Source organism: Asaia sp. SF2.1 (assembly GCF_000505765.1).
GTDB classification, from domain to species: Bacteria; Pseudomonadota; Alphaproteobacteria; order Acetobacterales; family Acetobacteraceae; genus Asaia; species Asaia bogorensis.
Map to the genome: position 1 here is coordinate 14,156 of NZ_AYXS01000009.1, position 15,325 is coordinate 29,480.

A 15,325-nucleotide genomic window follows, 5' to 3' on the forward strand; every position below is an offset into this window, starting at 1 on the left:
CCTACCCGCCTCTCAATGCACCGGGATACGATGCCCTCAAGACCGAGCTCACCGCGCACTACACGGCGCATCTGCCGCCGCTGTCGGATGGAAGTGCCGCAACCGCGCTCTACGCTCTCAAAAGCGGCAACGTCACCGAGAAAGCGGATGGCACCGGGATTGATCCTTCGCCCTCGTCAGACCCGCGTGCTGCCACGACACAGGCCTGGCTGCGCATCGCTGTCAGCGTCGTCCCACAAAATCCCTCCGCCGTGCGCAGCCTGAGCATCACAACCGAGGATATCGGTACCGAACAGGCCATCACAGCCGAGATCATCCGGCAGCTCAATGCAGCCATTGACGCCAAACTCGCACATGTCTCCGCCAAGCCCGCCCTGTGAGGACAGACCAATGAACCATTCCTCCTCCTCGTCCGGCACCGTGAATACGAATGATGCACATCGCGGCACAATCATCCGCATTCCCGACGCCCAGCCAGGCCTTCTCGTGTCCGATGGGAAACAATACGCGTTCATGCTCTCCGGCATCTGGCAGGGACCGGCAGCCCCGGCCCTGAACCAGAAAGTCAGCTTTACCCTGACACCGGAAGGACGCATCGCGTCCATCCATGTGCTTGGCCGCGATGTCCTGGCCAATGAGACGCTGAGCGCATTGGGCCAGACCCTGCGCAGCAATGGTGACTCACTGGGGGCCGTGATGCTCCCTTATCTGCGGCAACAGAAAGACCGCATGACCCTGCCCGGCATGGTCATGTCAGGTGCCTTGCTGCTCGGGTTCTACGCTCTGCCGGGATGGACGCTCGATGCAGGCAACACGATGCTGGGCATGAGGCTCGATTACACGCTGAACCAGCTGCTCGGTGTGCAGATGGGAGGCGCGGACATCACTGTGACGTTCGGCTTCTGGCGCCTGGTCGGCTGTGCCATCACGCTGCTGCCCTGGGTGACACCATGGCTCGGTTTTGCCCGGGCGCGTCTGCTCAATACCCTGCCGCTATTTCTGCTGCTGGCCCTGCCTCTGGTCGTGCATGCGCGGCTGCGTCATCTCGCAACCGAGGCAGCGCAGAGCACAGGTCAGCTGCTTGGCGGTTTTGGCGGTAATGCCGCCATGCAGCATGATTTGCAGGCCATGGTGCAGAAGCAGGCGACCGCGCTGATTGATGCCACCTCATGGAATGGCGGCTACTGGCTTGCGCTAGTCGCCGCCTGCGGTCTGGCGGGTCTCGCGCTGATGCACAGGCCCAGCCACTGAGGCAATGCCCCCCGGCGTCAGGCTCAGGCTGCGGCGCTGGAGGATTGCCCGACCTGCAGCGGTCCAGCCTCGCCCTGCAGCGCTCGATGCACGGTAGCGCGCCCGACATTCATGACGCACGCGATGTCCCGGATAGACAGTCCCTGTGCCGCCAATGCCCTCACATGCCGGGTCTGCGCCGACGTCAGCGCACGGGGCCGACCGATGCGACGCCCCGCCGCCCGCGCTGCCGCAATCCCGGCCCGAGTACGTTCGCGAATGAGCTCGCGTTCGAACTCCGCTATCGCCATCAGGATAGTGAGGAACAGGCGGCCATTGGCCGTGCCCGTCTCGATACCCAGCGAGAGAATACGCACTCTGACGTTGCGCTCATCCAGCGCGGAGACGAGCTGCAGCATATCGATTGCATCGCGCCCGAGCCTGTCGAGACGCACCACGACAAGGCTGTCGTCAGGCTGCAGCCGGTCCAGCAGCGAGGCAAGGACGGGACGCTCTCTGGCAGGCACGGCACCTGACACGGTCTCAACGAAAATCATGTCCAGCTTCTCGGCTTCGAGAGCGGGAAGCTGGGCATCGACACTCTGCATATCGGTCGACACACGGGCATATCCATAGCGCGCCATGACTGCGTTCTCCTTCTCGAGACGACAGATAGCGGCGTTCTTAGGTCACAGTCAACGTATTTGGACTCCAAACCATATATGGACTCCCTACAATCTCTTTTGAACTCGTTGTGTCTGACTTCCGCACACCAAGCCACGCAAAAACCCCGGCTTTTTTCAGAAAACCGTCCGAGCGTCTTTCGAAAGCGCCGCATATGAGGCAGTATCGGCATCAATATCCCTGCCCTACTTTCTGTCCCTATCGCCTGTCTCTCTTCCTCTTCCTCTTCCTTTTCCTCTCCTCTGCCACCCCCTGCCCTTACCTTTACGGAGCCCTCCATGACGCTCGTTGCTTCGCAATGCCGTGCCGCCCGCGCCATGTTGGGGCTCTCGCAGCGTGACCTGGCCAGAATGGCCGAGATGGCGCATCGCACGGTGGCCGATTTCGAGACCAATGCCCGCACACCCCATATCCGCACTCTGCGGGCCATGCGTGAAACGCTGGAAGCCTGCGGGGCGGTGTTCATTGCGGCCGATGAGCAGTTCGGCCCCGGTGTGAGACTGAAGGCCGTTGAGGAGCCTAAGGCCGATGCCGATGCCGCTGAGACTGCCTCACAGGAGACCGCGGAAAACTGAGGAAAGTCCCCCGGGAGACCGGAGGGGACAGCCCGCAAGAGAGCGGATTTTCATCAGACGGAAGGCAGAAATTTCCCCTCGTTCTGCACGGGGTTTGTCAGAGGCCGCCTGTTCTGTCCGGCATCTGTTCTTGTCCTGTTCTATCATGAGGTCATAGGTTGGCTCCCTTGAGCCAGCAGTGCTTCGTGGCTACCCGTTGGGTGCACGACGCAGCTGGCAAGGGGGCTGTCGCCCCCGTTGACCCCCTTGATGGAAAGCGCATCCCATGTCTGCTTCGCCCCATGTTCCTGTGCCCGTGACGCATCCTGTCCTCAGCCTGTCCCGCCCTGCCCGCTCGTCCCGCCTGTCGGTCCGTGCCTCGCCTGAGGAGCTGGCTGACTGGGCCGGTACAGCGCGTCTTCTGGGTCATGAGACCACTGCCCTCTGGGTGCGCTCCCTGCTGAAGGAAGCCGCCCTGACCGGTCATGACGGGATGGCGGTGGGCGCCTCGTTATGCAAGTTGCGGGGCGAGCTTGGGCGCATTGGCAACAACCTCAATCAACTGGCTCATTCGGCCCATTGTGGCGACGCCGTCCGGGCGGGGGATGTTCTGGATGCGCTGGAAAAGACAAAGGACCGCGTCGATGTCCTGCTCAAATCCATGCGTGTGACGAGGACAAGAAGGACGTCCCGACAGCGTCAGTTGGTCGAACCAGAGACAGGGACAGAGGCGGAAGTATCCCAGCCGATAGCGACCTCGCCCACAACACTACACTAAGCCTCCTCAAACTCCGGAGGGGAACGCATGATTGTGCAGGAAACCCGTATCCGGACAAGCAGCGGCCATCAGGCCGTTTCACGCCATGTGCTTCGGGGCGCAAGGAACGAAGCCATACGTGTTCTGTGTGGCAGTGACTGGTGTCTTATGGACTGGATGAAGGAAGCAAGGCGCGAGGGCATACGCTATGGCCTGCGTCATATCGCCTTCAACCCTTACGAGCCCATGAGTGACGCGGCCCTCGCCTCTTTTGCAGCCAGGCTGTGCGATGAGCTGCAGGCGGACAGGGAGCGCATGACGATGGTCGTACATCAGAAGGATGGCAGCACCCATGGCCATCTGCTTCTGCCCGAATGGCAGGACAATCATGTGCTGAGCTCGCGCTTCTCCTGGCAGCGTCTGGAGAAATGCGCCCGTCTCGAGGAAATCCGTCTCGGGCATCAGCTGGTGCCGGGACGGCATGACCGGGCCATTGTCAAAGCCCTGCGTCAGGAAGGAAAGACGGCAGAAGCGGAGCGCGTTGAGGCGGTCCTGCAGGGGCCAGCAGCCGAGACTGCAAACCTCGCAGCCCCTGCCCCAGCATCTCCTGACACACCGTCCTTTCTGACCGAACCACATCCCGCGTCACGGCCCCTTCCACGTGCAGCCTACACCTCGCAATCACGTCGCATGGCCGAGCGACAGGGGCTGGATCTTGCTGAAGCAAAGAAGGTCATCGCCTCTCTCTGGGCGCAGTCGGATAATCAGCTGCACCGTTTTCGCGCCCTGCTGAAAACAAGGGGCTGGGTCATGCGCGCTGGAGACCGGCAGGACACGCGCAAGGACGCGCACATAATCGAGACGGCTGATGGTGTGCTGATCGGGTCTTTCACGCGCCTGACGAAGACACGCATGAAGGATTTCCGCCAGCTTCTGGTGGGTGAAGCGACCAGACCGAAATGCGGAGATATCCGGGCAGCAGTCAAACCGCTCCTGGAGCGTGCCCCTCTGGAGATGGCAGCGATGGTGCATCATGGAGAGCGGAGCGGTCTGCTTCTGCCGCCCCTTGAGGAACTCAGGCGTGACCCTGAAGCATTTGCGAGAGCGGCTGCCAAAGGAGGGCCGTCACAACCTGCGGAAAAACAGCCGAGGATCGTCTCGCTGGATTGTATCGATTTACTGCCACCAAACTTCGCTCACTACATCCGGCAGTGGAAGCATGAAGCCAGGGCGTGCCGCACGGTACTGAATGCAAGACCGCCTCAGGAGTATGGTCCACGGCGCTCTGTCGATGAACAAGGCGCGGCTTTGTTTGCGCAGATAGAAGACACGCGCAGGCAGCTCTGGCAGACCGGAAAACAGCTGCAGGAAACACAACAGGAGCGTGACGCCCTGCGTGAGAAGGTGTTTGTCCTCTCGAAGAAAAAACGCCTCACCCATCTCGACGAGGAGATTGAACGGCTTTCGAAAATGCTGGCGGAGATCCTGCGCTATCTTCTGGAGATTGTGTTCTGGCATCTTGGCCTGCGGGCTACGCCACCCGAACCGCTTTGCCTGCCTGTGCCGACCGAACGCGAAGAAGCCAATGCACGGCTGCGGAGAGAGAACCGTGAGCTGCTTCAGAAGATCGTCAGACGGGATACATGCAGGGAATGGCTTGTCACGCTCTGCCGCGAGGCCGACAGGCGCAGGCAAGAGGAGATCGCCGCATGGAAAGCACGCCATGTTTCACAGTGCGATAGGGCCAGGAGAGATCTGGATCTGCTGGAGGCTATCTGGATGCCGCCAGCAAAACTGCCTCGTGAGACACAGGCAGAGATCATGAAATGCAAGCTGACCGGCAATCTTGAAAAAGCCAAATACGTGACGCGAGTCGCTGTGAGGAAGTTGGACCAGGCAGAGGCGGAGAGACTTGCAGAGGAAATGAAGAGCGAAAAAGCTACCCCCTTCGCCGAGCTTCCAGCTCCCTGCTCGGTAAAACCATCTTCCGTTTTTGAGCCGTAATGGTCAGATTAGACCAGACCCGAATACGTCACAGGAACAGACTGATCAGCCAGATGATTAGGCCAATGAGACCTAGCAGGGCTGGAACGATCCAGACGGTCACACCTCTACGCGGTCTCTTGGGGCGTTTACGCGCTGGTTCGGGTGGCGATGCAACGCCTGCTTTCTGGTCGAGCCATGCGTCCAGATCAGTCACGCGAAAGCGCACGTCGCGTCTGCCATAGCTGATGGATTTCGGAGCGATACCCATCCACTTGAGATTGCGTAAGCGCCCAGGGGAAATGCCGAGATAGCGCGCAGCATCCTCGTAGTTCAGCACGGCCGGTCGGAGAGGATCAGGTGTATCGGCCATGAGTCCAGCGTTCGGAAACGAAGCCTCTTATTAAGCCGTCAGATGATAGACACGTCAACTGAATGTGGCTGAGCCATGAGCCAACCATGAGCCAAACGGAGGAAGATCAGGGGTGACAAACAGTGACCAATGGTGATACAAAACACTCGATAATCAGGTAATTATCTTCTAAACCTCAGGAATACCAAAGTTTCTTACTGCCCTTTCACGGCGGTAACACGGGTTCGAATCCCGTACGGGACACCACGCTACAGGCCGGATTTTTCGGTACAAAGCGATGACGCAGATGCGGAATTTCTAGAAAAACAGAACAGCGTTTCAAGTCAGACAGTCTGGCATTTTACTGCTTGGTCGTCTGTTGTCCTGCACCCTGATAGGGTCAGGAAGTTCACGGCCAATCCCTTACAGGCAAATCGCGCCTCTCATTCAAAAGCGAATATCTGTAGGCGGCGTCTTGAGCCTCCAGCTACGGCCTGCCCGCATCCGACACATCACATCAGTTCGGGCCACCCCCGTCAGCCACCGGGACGCCACTGTCCGAAGGTGTCTCTGCCATGAGGCGCTGGATGCGCTCAAGATCGCCTTCTGTAGCCGGATTGTAGATGATCAGGCCCAGATCTGGCCGCCCATCGACCGCGAACCCTGAATATTCGAGTTCGATCAGCCCCACCGCAGGATGTTGCAGGCGCTTGGTTCCCTCACCCTGCTGCAACACGTCATTATGCTGCCAGAGCGCCGCGAAATCCGGGCTGGCAGCGCTCAGCTCAGCGACAAGCCTGTCGATCTCGGCAGAAGCACCAGCCCGCACCACATCGGCACGAAAAGCCGCGACCACTGAATAAGCAAGGCTCGACCAGTCTGTCTGCATCGCGCGTATACGGGGCGTACAAAAGACGATCTTGAGGATATTGCGGTCTTCCCGCGCCAGTTTGCTGTAATCGGTGAGCACGCAGGAGGCCGCCCGGTTGCAGGCAACGACATCCCATAGGGGTGTCTTGACGATGGCTGGGCTCCAGGTGAGCGCATCAAGCACACGTTGCAGGCGCGGCGTGATACCTTCGGCCGCCCTGTACCGCCGTTCTGGCGGATGTCCGAGCGCCAGCATATACAGATGCTCCCGCTCTGCTTCGGTCAGCAGCATCCCCTTGGCAATACGATCAAGCACATCCGCCGAGGGCGAACCCGCCCGCCCCTGCTCAAGCCAGGTGTACCATGTGGGGCTGATATTGGCGCGTTGCGCGACTTCCTCCCGGCGCAGCCCCGGCGTGCGTCGCCTTGTGGTGGGAAAGCCGAAAGCCGCCGGATCGAGACGATCACGCCTGTCTCGCAGATAGGCGCCAAGGGCGGTGGGAGATGTCACGGCAAGCCTGTCAGTGCTGATACTATGATAACGTCACTACTGTAACGGGATGACTATGGCGGCCATGATCATGATCTGACAACCAAGGAAACTGGATCATGCGCGTTTTTCTGACCGGGGCGAACGGTTTTATCGGCGCCAGACTCGTTGCGGAACTTATTGGAGCAGGCCATCAGGTGCTCGGCCTGACGCGCTCGGCGGCTGGCGCACAAAGGCTCAAGGCTGCAGGTGCAGAGGCGCTGCACGGCGATCTTGAGGATCTCGCCAGCCTGCGCGCAGGAGCGGCAGGGAGCGACGGCGTTATCCATACCGCGTTCGACCATGACTTCGCGCATTATCTTGCCAATTGCGAGAAAGACCGACGCGCTATCGACGTCATCGGTGAGGCGCTTGAGGGCTCGAACCGCCCCTTCGTAATCACCTCCACAACGCTGTTCGGCGAAGCTCATCCCGGCGCGTGCGCGGATGAGGATGTGTTCAACGCCCAGCACAAGAATCCACGGGTCATTTCGGAAGTCGCAGCGCAGGGGATGATCGATCGCGGCCGGAATGTCTCGCTGGTGCGCCTGTCGCAAATTCACGATACGGCGCGTCAGGGCCTCGTGACATTCCTGATCCAGCTCGCCCGCGAGACAAGGCGTTCCGCCTATATTGCGGACACGGATTATCGCTGGTCGGCAGCCCCTGTTTCGGCCACCGTCACACTCTATCGTCTGGCGCTTGGAAAGCAGGCCCACGGCGCACGCTATCATGCAACGGCGGAAGAAGGTGTGTCGGTACGCGCCATTGCGGAAAGGATCGGGCAAACTCTCGGCTTGCCCGTCACCGGACTGAGCGAGGATGAGGCAATGGCCCATTTCGGCTGGTTATATGGCTTCGTCAGCAAGGACATGACGGCCTCGAGTCAGAAGACGCAGCAACGCCTTGGCTGGCAGCCCATTGGGGCCAGCTTGCTGAGTGACATCGACAATCTCAGCCCTCAGGCGGCGTGAGTCGGCAGATCGTAACCCTGCTGGCGTATCCCATAAGGGCTGCGCCAGCTTGCCTTTGACCACTCAGCGCGCTCACTGCGGCGAAAACTGCCATCTCCCTGCCGAACGTGCCTGGCCAGATGCGTCACCGGGGCGCGAAAACCGGAGCAACGTGCCGGGGCCAGAGAGACGCCGTTCGCGCTCCCGGATCGTGATCCCGCCAGACCATCTGCTTGATTCCTGCCTGAAATTCATCACAGATGAGGGAAACCTGACGGATATTCATGGATCATGATCGACATTCAGCCGCTTGCCATTTTGCGTGAAATCCATCGCACCGGCAGCCTGACACAGGCGGCAGAGCAATTATGCCTGACCCAGTCTGCCGTCAGTCATGCCATCCGCCGTTTCGAGGACCGTTACAGCGTCAAGCTGTTCGAGCGCGAAGGCCACAAATTGCGCTTTACCCTCGCCGGAGACTATCTGCTCGGGCTCGCCCAGCGCGTCCTGCCGCAGCTTGAGCATGGCGCCGGTGTGCTGGAAGATTACGCGCGCGGTCGACGGGGCTCGATCCGTATCGGTATGGAATGTCACCCCTGTCAGGACTGGCTGATGCAGGTGGTCGATCCCTTTTTGGCTGCGTGGCCTGATGTCGAACTCGACGTCACGACCGCCTTTCAGTTTGGCGGCCTGACGGCTCTGCTCGGCCATGAAATCGATATTCTCGTCACGCCCGATCCGATTGTGCGCCCGGAGCTTACCTTCACGCCCGTCTTCGACTACGAGCTCGTACTGGCCGTGTCCGACACGCACCCTCTGGCGCAGAAACACCATATCGAGCCTTCTGACCTCACAACCGAGACGCTGATCACCTATCCCGTCTCGCGCGAGCGGCTTGATATCTACACGCAATTCCTCGTCCCGGCCCATGCCCTGCCGCGGCGGCACCGCACAGTGGAAACCACAGATCTGATGCTGCGCCTTGTGGCATCCGGACGGGCTGTCAGCGCCACGCCGGACTGGCTGCTACGCAAGGTGAAAGGGGTGAAAGGCGTCAGGATCGGTAACGGAATTCTCAAATCCATCCATCTGGGCCACCGCACGGGTACGGCACCCCCATATCTGGACGGATTCATCAAACTGGCAGCCAGTGTTAAAATCGACTCATGACGCCGATGATCAACGGCGCCGGGCATACAGCATCCCGCTCACCTTTCTGACACGACAAGGAAAACATGACAGATTGTCATGTTATAACGAATTATAATCATTTGTCTTCATGATGGGTCACGCCGGATAAACGGGCCTCGCTCGCACCGCGCGGCGGCACTTTCAACGTGGCGCGGAAAACAGGTTCCAGCAGAGGATACCCGCCCATCATGACCCGTGATTTCACCTTCAAGGTCAAAAGCCTCCGGTTTGACGAAAACTATGCGCCGGCTCCCGGTACGCGGCTGACGACCAATTTCGCCAATCTCGCGAGAGGTGAATCCCGTCAGGAAAACCTGCGGGCGGCGCTGCACATGATCGATCATCGCTTCAACGATCTCGCTCGATGGGACAACCCTGAGGGTCATCGCTATGCGCTCGAACTCGATATCGTCTCCATCGATATGGATATCACCGGGTCCGGCGAGAGCTTTCCTGCCATCGAACTTCTCCGGACCACGATCATCGACCGGACCAGTGGCAAGCGCATAGAGGGCATCGTAGGCAATAATTTCTCATCCTATGTGCGCGATTATGATTTCAGCGTGCTCCTGCCCGAGCATAATCGCGGACGTGACGGTTTTTCAGTTCCTGATGATTTCGGCGTTCTGCATGGAAGGATCTTCAAGGCTTTCATCGCGTCTGAGGCCTACGCGGCCCATTTCACAAAGCCCCCCGTGATCTGCCTGAGCGTTTCTGAAAACAAGATCTATACCCGCACCACCAATGAGCATCCCGTGCTGGGCGTGGAATACACACCCAACGAGACCTCACTGACCGAAAGCTATTTTAGCAAGATGGGGATGCAGGTGCGTTATTTCATGCCGCCCGGATGCGTCGCGCCCCTCGCCTTCTATTTCTTTGGCGATCTGCTCAATGATTATACGCCTCTCGAACTGATCAGCACGATCAGCACGATGGAGACTTTCCAGCGTATCTATCGTCCGGAAATCTACAACGCGAACTCGGCTGCCGCCTTACGCTACAAGCCCAACCTGCGCCAGAACGATTATTCCAACACCCGTGTGGTCTATGACCGCGAGGAGCGCACGCGCCTCGCCATCGAGCAGGGACGATTTGCAGGCGAGCATTTCATTGCGCCGCACAAAAGCCTTCTCGAGCAATGGTCCAGCCGCTACGCCGCCTGAGCCCTTCATTCAGCATCACTATGCTGCCCCTGCGGGCCATCCCTCTGGCCCCCCCCCTCTGAAGAGTCATATTTCATGAAGAAGCTTCTCCCCACTGCGACTGCTGGCAGCCTGCCAAAGCCTTCATGGCTTGCCGAGCCCGAAAAGCTCTGGTCCCCCTGGAAAATGGAGGGCGAGGCTCTGGTTGAGGCCAAACAGGATGCGCTTCGCGTCTCGCTGCTTGAGCAGCAGGTGGCAGGCGTCGATATCGTCAGCGACGGCGAGCAGACACGCCAGCACTTTGTCACTACATTCATCGAGCATCTCGCCGGTGTCGATTTCGAGAAGCGCGAGACCGTCACCATTCGCAACCGCTACGAAGCCAGCGTGCCCACAGTCGTGAGCGCGGTCGCGCGTGAGAAGCCGGTTTTTGTCGAGGATGCAAAATTCCTGCGTCAGCAGACCAAGGCGCCGATCAAATGGGCGCTGCCCGGCCCCATGACCATGATCGACACGCTGTATGACGCACACTACAAAAGCCGCGAGAAACTGGCCTGGGAATTTGCCGCCATTCTCAATGCCGAAGCCCGTGAGCTGGAGCAGGCCGGTGTGGATATCATCCAGTTCGATGAGCCAGCCTTCAACGTGTTTTTCGACGAGGTCAATGACTGGGGCATTGCCACGCTGGAGCGCGCCATTGAAGGGCTGAAATGCCAGACCGCCGTCCATATCTGCTACGGCTATGGCATCAAGGCCAATACAGACTGGAAAAAGACGCTGGGCCATGAATGGCGCCAATACGAACGCACCTTCCCGAAGCTGCAGGCCTCGAACATCGATCTCGTGTCGCTGGAATGCCAGAACTCCCACGTGCCGATGGAACTGATCGAATTGCTGCGAGGCAAGAAGGTGATGGTCGGGGCCATCGATGTCGCAAGCAACCGCATCGAAACCCCGGAAGAGGTTGCGGATACCCTGCGCAAGGCGCTTCAGTTTGTTGATGCCAAAAATCTCTGCCCCTGCACGAATTGCGGCATGGCACCGCTTTCACGCAACGTGGCCAGAGGCAAACTTCAGGCTCTCGCCGCCGGTGCCGAGATCGTCCGTCGCGAGCTGACCTGCGCCTGATCCCACCCTCTCGATCATGAGCGAGACGATGCCGGTTGGCCGCGAAAGCTGACCGGCCTGTTTTCCAGGATTCGGCCCCAATGGCGGCAGGGCCGCATTTTCCGCGCTCATTTAACGAAGATTCGGCAGAGATCATGACAGAAGCCCGCCTGAAGCACAGTCCTGACATCAAGGCCCAAAACAGCCTTGATCCAAAAGCCCTGCGCGCCTGCTGTGGGCAGTTCGCGACCGGCGTCACGGTTGTGACGACCCGCACAGAGGAGGGCGATCATGGCATGACGGTCAGCGCTTTCATGTCGGTCTCGCTCGACCCACCCCTGATTGGTGTCTGTGTTGGTGCGCGTTCCACGCTTCTGGCGCGGGTCCGCCATGCTGGCCGGTTTGCCGTCAGTGTCCTCGCGCAGGATATGGGAGCCCATGCCATGCATTTTGCGGGACGACGCAACGACGCATTGCAGGCTCTGTTCGAGCCGTGCGACGGCTTGCCGGTTCTGAAAGGCGCAGGGGCGGTCTTCACCACGGATCTCGTGCAGCAGGTAACAGCGGGAGATCATGTCATACTGATCGGTCAGGTATGCAGCATGACCCATGATAAGGCCGCACGCCCGCTCCTGCATCATGCCGGGCAATTCAAATCCATCGCCTCTCCAGATTCATGCAGCCCTGAACGACAACACAGGGCATGATCCCCATAACGGGCAGGGGGACGCCATGACGGTGCAATCAACGGGGAAAACGGACGGGGCACACAACCCGGGTGGGCTCTGGCGCTTTTCGCTCGAAGTCACGACCAGGGATCTGCCATCCCTGAAAGGCATGATGTCATCGGGAGCATCGCCCCTGGAGCCAGTCACACCTGTCATGATCCCCCATCTGGCCAATGACACGCAAGCAGCGCGTCTGGAGGCCATCCGCACCATCAGGACTCTTGGTCTGCTTCCTGTGCCGCATTTCTCTGCCCGACGCCTTGCCTCGAAAGCGGCCTGCGAGACCCTGCTGGCACAGATGGTGGCCGAGGCCGGGATTGAGCGATGCTTCATTATCGCAGGGGACCCGTCCGAGCCTGCAGGCCCCTTTGCCGACAGCGCTGCCCTGCTGGCAACCGGCCTGTTCGAGAAAGCAGGGATCGGGGTTGTTGGTATTGGGGGGTATCCGGAAGGCCATCCCCTCATGACGCCTGAACAAGGCTGGACGGTGTTGGAGCATAAATGCCGCGATATCGAGGCACGGGGCATGACGCCAGAAATCGTCACGCAATTCGGCTTTGATGCTCAGGCCATCACGACGTGGCTGATGCGCCTGCGTGAACGTGGGATCACATGCCACATCAGAATAGGTGTTCCGGGACCTGCGTCGATCGCCTCCCTGCTGCGTTTTGCCGCACGCTGCGGGGTAGGCGCCTCTGCTTCCGTGCTTTCCCGATATGGCATATCGCTTGGCAAGTTACTGGGAAGCGCCGGACCGGACCAGCTGATCACACAGCTTGAAGAGCAGCTTGCCGACCCGCATGGCCCGGTCAGCCTGCATTTCTACCCGTTCGGTAATCTCGGGCGCACCATGGACTGGATTGGCCAACGCATCGGCAAAGGGTGATGGATCCCAGAACCGCCATGCCCATCGCCCGGTAATCGCCACTGACAGCGATCCCGTGCAACAGGGGCGCTGTCTGGTTCAGCCGTTACGTGACGAGGCAAAGGATCCCGGACTTGCGGGAAAGACCACCGTGCTGCGGCCGTTGAGAAACACACGACGATGAGCATGGGCATGGATTGCGCGTGCCAGAACCTGACTTTCCACATCACGCCCCAGCGTGACGTAGTCTTCAGGTGACTGGTTGTGCGATACGCGAATGATGTCCTGCTCGATGATCGGCCCCTCATCGAGTTCCGCCGTGACATAATGCGCTGTCGCGCCAATCAGCTTGACGCCACGCGCATGAGCCTGATGGTAGGGATGAGCGCCCTTGAAACTGGGCAGGAAGGAGTGATGGATGTTGATCGTGCGCCCTGACAGGGCCTGACACATCTCATCAGACAGAACCTGCATATAGCGCGCCAGCACCACAAGCTGCGCCCCGCTGTCGCGAATGATGGCAAGCTGCTGCGCTTCGGCCTCGGGTTTGTTTTCCTTCGTCACCCGGATGTAGTGGAAGGGTATGTCGTGGTTGACCACCAGCTTCTGAAAATCCAGATGATTGGAAATCACCGCAACAATATTGATCGGCAGGGCCCCGATACGGGTGCGATAGAGCAGGTCGTTCAGGCAGTGGCCGAACCGTGACACCATGATCACGACATTCAGACGCTCATTTTCGTCATGGAAGGTGGCGGTCATGCCGTATTGCGCGGCGATCGGGGCGAAATCGCGCTGCAATTCCTCAAGGCTCGTATTCGCCTCGGCCAGAAAACTGGTCCTCATGAAAAACCGGTTTGATTCGACGTCGTCGAACTGTGAGCTATCGCGGATATTGCAGTCTTTTCCTGCGAGATACCCCGAGATCACAGCCACAATTCCGCGACGTGCCTCGCACGTTACCGTAACGCAATAACGGCCCATCCTCTTCCCCTGTCCATCGCCAGCATGTCGTTGCTTCATCGCCGAGGCACGATATCCCCGGCCTGCGCCCTGACCGGCCGCACGGTTATCACAACCGCCTTTATTCCTGCGGGACGTAGCAGCTTCATACGGCCGTGCATACAGCAGGGCCATAGCCTTCCAGACTGTGACGCGCCCTACCCTTTTCGCGCCAGCGGTCAGGCGGATCTGAGGTGAAAGCAGGTAATTTCGGAGGGTCTGCCAAGGCGAAGTGCGAAGCCGGGCCAGATACCGGTGCCGTTGCTTACGTAAAGCGTCATGGTGCCAATTTCGTAGCGGCGGGAAACAAAGCCGTTATTGCCACGCGCCACCATGCGGTCGAGACCATAGATCATCCCCCCATGCGTATGGCCCGAAAGCTGAAGCGCCACGCCCTGAGCGGCAGCCTCACGCGCGCCACCGGGCTGATGATCGAGCAGTATGACAGGAACGCCTTCAGGACGTCCTGCCAGCGCCGCCGCCAGATCGGGCCTGGCCTCACCATGACCGGCTGCGGAGTGATCTGTCACACCCGCAACCACCAGCGACGCGCCGTTACGGGTGATGAGCCGATGCGTGTTGAGCAGCATGTGAAAGCCGAGCGAACCGATATGCTGCATCCATTCGCGATAATCGAAAAAATATTCATGGTTACCCGGACAGGCCATCAGCCCGTCAGGGGCCGCCAGTTGCGCGAGCGGGGCAACGTCGTCGCGGCGCATGGCCACCGATCCATCGATAAAATCCCCGGTCACGACGATCAGGTCTGCCCCGATGGCATTGGTGCGTGACACCACCTCCTCGGCCCAGCGACGCGGGAAAACCCGGGTGATGTGCAGATCGGTTAGCTGGGCAATACGATAACCGTCAAAAGCAGGATCGAGCCCCGCGATGCTGACTGTCTCATGCCTGACCGGCGGTACACGAACGGCATTCCATACTCCCAGCGCCGACAGCAAGGCAGCAAGCCCACCGATCGCTACGCGCGGGATCGTGCCGATCACGATTCCATGCCACTGCACCAATGCCAACAGAGCCGCGACACTATCAACCAAGATTTGCCCGACGGTCACGAACATCAGGGCGCCGAAGGCCCAGTTGAACAGGATGACCACAGGGCGCGGCATTTCCGGCGCAAAGACAGAGCCGGAAGAAAGGCGGCTCCACTGGTGAAAGAGCGCCGCTCCAACGATCAGGATGATCGCAGCCAGTTTGACGGGAAGTGCCAGAGGAAGCGGCCAGAGCCAGTTCAGAATGACAACGACGAAAAGCGTACCGAAAATGAATGGGCGCAAGAGACAGATGATCCTGAAAATGGGGCCGTAACAGGCAACGCTCCCGCAAGGCAAAAGGTTTTCCCTGTGCCGCGCCACTT

At 59.6% G+C, this 15,325-nt stretch carries 16 protein-coding genes; 11 read left to right on the forward strand and 5 right to left on the reverse strand.

Annotated elements, in window-relative coordinates:
• Together P792_RS37490 and P792_RS25635 are read left to right on the forward strand one after the other, a co-directional pair.
• Positions 1–380: hypothetical protein (locus tag P792_RS37490; protein ID WP_031240382.1), on the forward strand; the 380-nt coding region annotated here is incomplete at its 5' end.
• Between the two features lie 10 nt (positions 381–390).
• Entirely contained in the window at positions 391–1,251 is an 861-nt protein-coding gene (locus P792_RS25635; protein WP_023978174.1) for a hypothetical protein, read from the forward strand.
• A gap of 23 nt (positions 1,252–1,274) precedes the next feature.
• On the opposite strand, the gene P792_RS25640 is transcribed toward P792_RS25635, so the two are convergent.
• The gene (locus P792_RS25640; RefSeq protein WP_023978175.1) at positions 1,275–1,874 is read right to left on the reverse strand and encodes a recombinase family protein; all 600 of its coding nucleotides are present in this window, start codon (positions 1,872–1,874) and stop codon (positions 1,275–1,277) included.
• 318 nt (positions 1,875–2,192) lie between these two features.
• Between P792_RS25640 and P792_RS25645 the strand changes: the two genes are divergently transcribed.
• The 3 genes from P792_RS25645 (at position 2,193) to P792_RS38485 (ending at position 5,229) form a co-directional block, all read left to right on the forward strand.
• Positions 2,193–2,489 (forward strand): helix-turn-helix transcriptional regulator, encoded by a 297-nt coding sequence (locus tag P792_RS25645; protein WP_023978176.1) that lies wholly within the window; start codon positions 2,193–2,195, stop codon positions 2,487–2,489.
• Positions 2,490–2,754: 265 nt separating this feature from the next.
• Positions 2,755–3,246 (forward strand): MobC family plasmid mobilization relaxosome protein, encoded by a 492-nt coding sequence (locus tag P792_RS0118430; protein WP_023978177.1) that lies wholly within the window; start codon positions 2,755–2,757, stop codon positions 3,244–3,246.
• 27 nt (positions 3,247–3,273) lie between these two features.
• A complete protein-coding gene (locus tag P792_RS38485; RefSeq protein WP_023978178.1) occupies positions 3,274–5,229 on the forward strand; it encodes a hypothetical protein in 1,956 nt (651 codons plus the stop codon).
• Positions 5,230–5,257: 28 nt separating this feature from the next.
• On the opposite strand, the gene P792_RS25650 is transcribed toward P792_RS38485, so the two are convergent.
• Positions 5,258–5,581 carry an AlpA family transcriptional regulator gene (locus P792_RS25650; RefSeq protein ID WP_023978179.1) on the reverse strand — a complete coding sequence of 108 codons (324 nt, stop codon included), beginning with the start codon at positions 5,579–5,581 and terminating at the stop codon, positions 5,258–5,260.
• 496 nt (positions 5,582–6,077) lie between these two features.
• Positions 6,078–6,941, reverse strand: a complete 864-nt coding sequence (locus P792_RS25655; protein WP_023978180.1) for a helix-turn-helix transcriptional regulator — start codon at positions 6,939–6,941, stop codon at positions 6,078–6,080.
• A gap of 98 nt (positions 6,942–7,039) precedes the next feature.
• On the opposite strand from P792_RS25655, the gene P792_RS25660 reads away from it, so the two are divergent.
• From P792_RS25660 to P792_RS25685, 6 genes are all read left to right on the forward strand, one after another.
• Positions 7,040–7,933 carry an SDR family oxidoreductase gene (locus tag P792_RS25660; RefSeq protein ID WP_023978181.1) on the forward strand — a complete coding sequence of 298 codons (894 nt, stop codon included), beginning with the start codon at positions 7,040–7,042 and terminating at the stop codon, positions 7,931–7,933.
• A gap of 270 nt (positions 7,934–8,203) precedes the next feature.
• On the forward strand, positions 8,204–9,082 hold the full coding sequence (locus P792_RS25665; protein ID WP_023978183.1) for a LysR family transcriptional regulator: 879 nt from the start codon (positions 8,204–8,206) through the stop codon (positions 9,080–9,082).
• Positions 9,083–9,291: 209 nt separating this feature from the next.
• On the forward strand, positions 9,292–10,269 hold the full coding sequence (locus tag P792_RS25670) for a DUF1852 domain-containing protein (RefSeq protein WP_023978185.1): 978 nt from the start codon (positions 9,292–9,294) through the stop codon (positions 10,267–10,269).
• 75 nt (positions 10,270–10,344) lie between these two features.
• On the forward strand, positions 10,345–11,376 hold the full coding sequence (locus P792_RS25675; RefSeq protein WP_023978186.1) for a methionine synthase: 1,032 nt from the start codon (positions 10,345–10,347) through the stop codon (positions 11,374–11,376).
• 134 nt (positions 11,377–11,510) lie between these two features.
• Entirely contained in the window at positions 11,511–12,062 is a 552-nt protein-coding gene (locus P792_RS25680; RefSeq protein ID WP_031240395.1) for a flavin reductase family protein, read from the forward strand.
• Between the two features lie 25 nt (positions 12,063–12,087).
• Positions 12,088–12,969, forward strand: coding sequence for a methylenetetrahydrofolate reductase (locus P792_RS25685; RefSeq protein WP_023978188.1), 882 nt, complete (start codon positions 12,088–12,090; stop codon positions 12,967–12,969).
• Between the two features lie 78 nt (positions 12,970–13,047).
• On the opposite strand, the gene purU is transcribed toward P792_RS25685, so the two are convergent.
• Both purU and P792_RS25695 read right to left on the reverse strand, forming a co-directional pair.
• The gene (gene purU / locus P792_RS25690) at positions 13,048–13,932 is read right to left on the reverse strand and encodes a formyltetrahydrofolate deformylase (RefSeq protein ID WP_023978189.1); all 885 of its coding nucleotides are present in this window, start codon (positions 13,930–13,932) and stop codon (positions 13,048–13,050) included.
• A gap of 197 nt (positions 13,933–14,129) precedes the next feature.
• Positions 14,130–15,245, reverse strand: a complete 1,116-nt coding sequence (locus tag P792_RS25695; protein ID WP_023978190.1) for a metallophosphoesterase — start codon at positions 15,243–15,245, stop codon at positions 14,130–14,132.
• Positions 15,246–15,325 lie beyond the last annotated feature (80 nt).

Coding starts and splice junctions, on each gene's coding strand:
- purU (WP_023978189.1), bottom strand. CDS start 13,932: ATGGGCCGTTATTGCGTTACGGTAACGTGCGAGGCACGTCGCGGAATT.
- P792_RS25680 (WP_031240395.1), top strand. CDS start 11,511: ATGACAGAAGCCCGCCTGAAGCACAGTCCTGACATCAAGGCCCAAAAC.
- P792_RS25685 (WP_023978188.1), top strand. CDS start 12,088: ATGACGGTGCAATCAACGGGGAAAACGGACGGGGCACACAACCCGGGT.
- P792_RS25660 (WP_023978181.1), top strand. CDS start 7,040: ATGCGCGTTTTTCTGACCGGGGCGAACGGTTTTATCGGCGCCAGACTC.
- P792_RS0118430 (WP_023978177.1), top strand. CDS start 2,755: ATGTCTGCTTCGCCCCATGTTCCTGTGCCCGTGACGCATCCTGTCCTC.
- P792_RS25635 (WP_023978174.1), top strand. CDS start 391: ATGAACCATTCCTCCTCCTCGTCCGGCACCGTGAATACGAATGATGCA.
- P792_RS25670 (WP_023978185.1), top strand. CDS start 9,292: ATGACCCGTGATTTCACCTTCAAGGTCAAAAGCCTCCGGTTTGACGAA.
- P792_RS25645 (WP_023978176.1), top strand. CDS start 2,193: ATGACGCTCGTTGCTTCGCAATGCCGTGCCGCCCGCGCCATGTTGGGG.
- P792_RS25640 (WP_023978175.1), bottom strand. CDS start 1,874: ATGGCGCGCTATGGATATGCCCGTGTGTCGACCGATATGCAGAGTGTC.
- P792_RS25665 (WP_023978183.1), top strand. CDS start 8,204: ATGATCGACATTCAGCCGCTTGCCATTTTGCGTGAAATCCATCGCACC.
- P792_RS38485 (WP_023978178.1), top strand. CDS start 3,274: ATGATTGTGCAGGAAACCCGTATCCGGACAAGCAGCGGCCATCAGGCC.
- P792_RS25675 (WP_023978186.1), top strand. CDS start 10,345: ATGAAGAAGCTTCTCCCCACTGCGACTGCTGGCAGCCTGCCAAAGCCT.
- P792_RS25650 (WP_023978179.1), bottom strand. CDS start 5,581: ATGGCCGATACACCTGATCCTCTCCGACCGGCCGTGCTGAACTACGAG.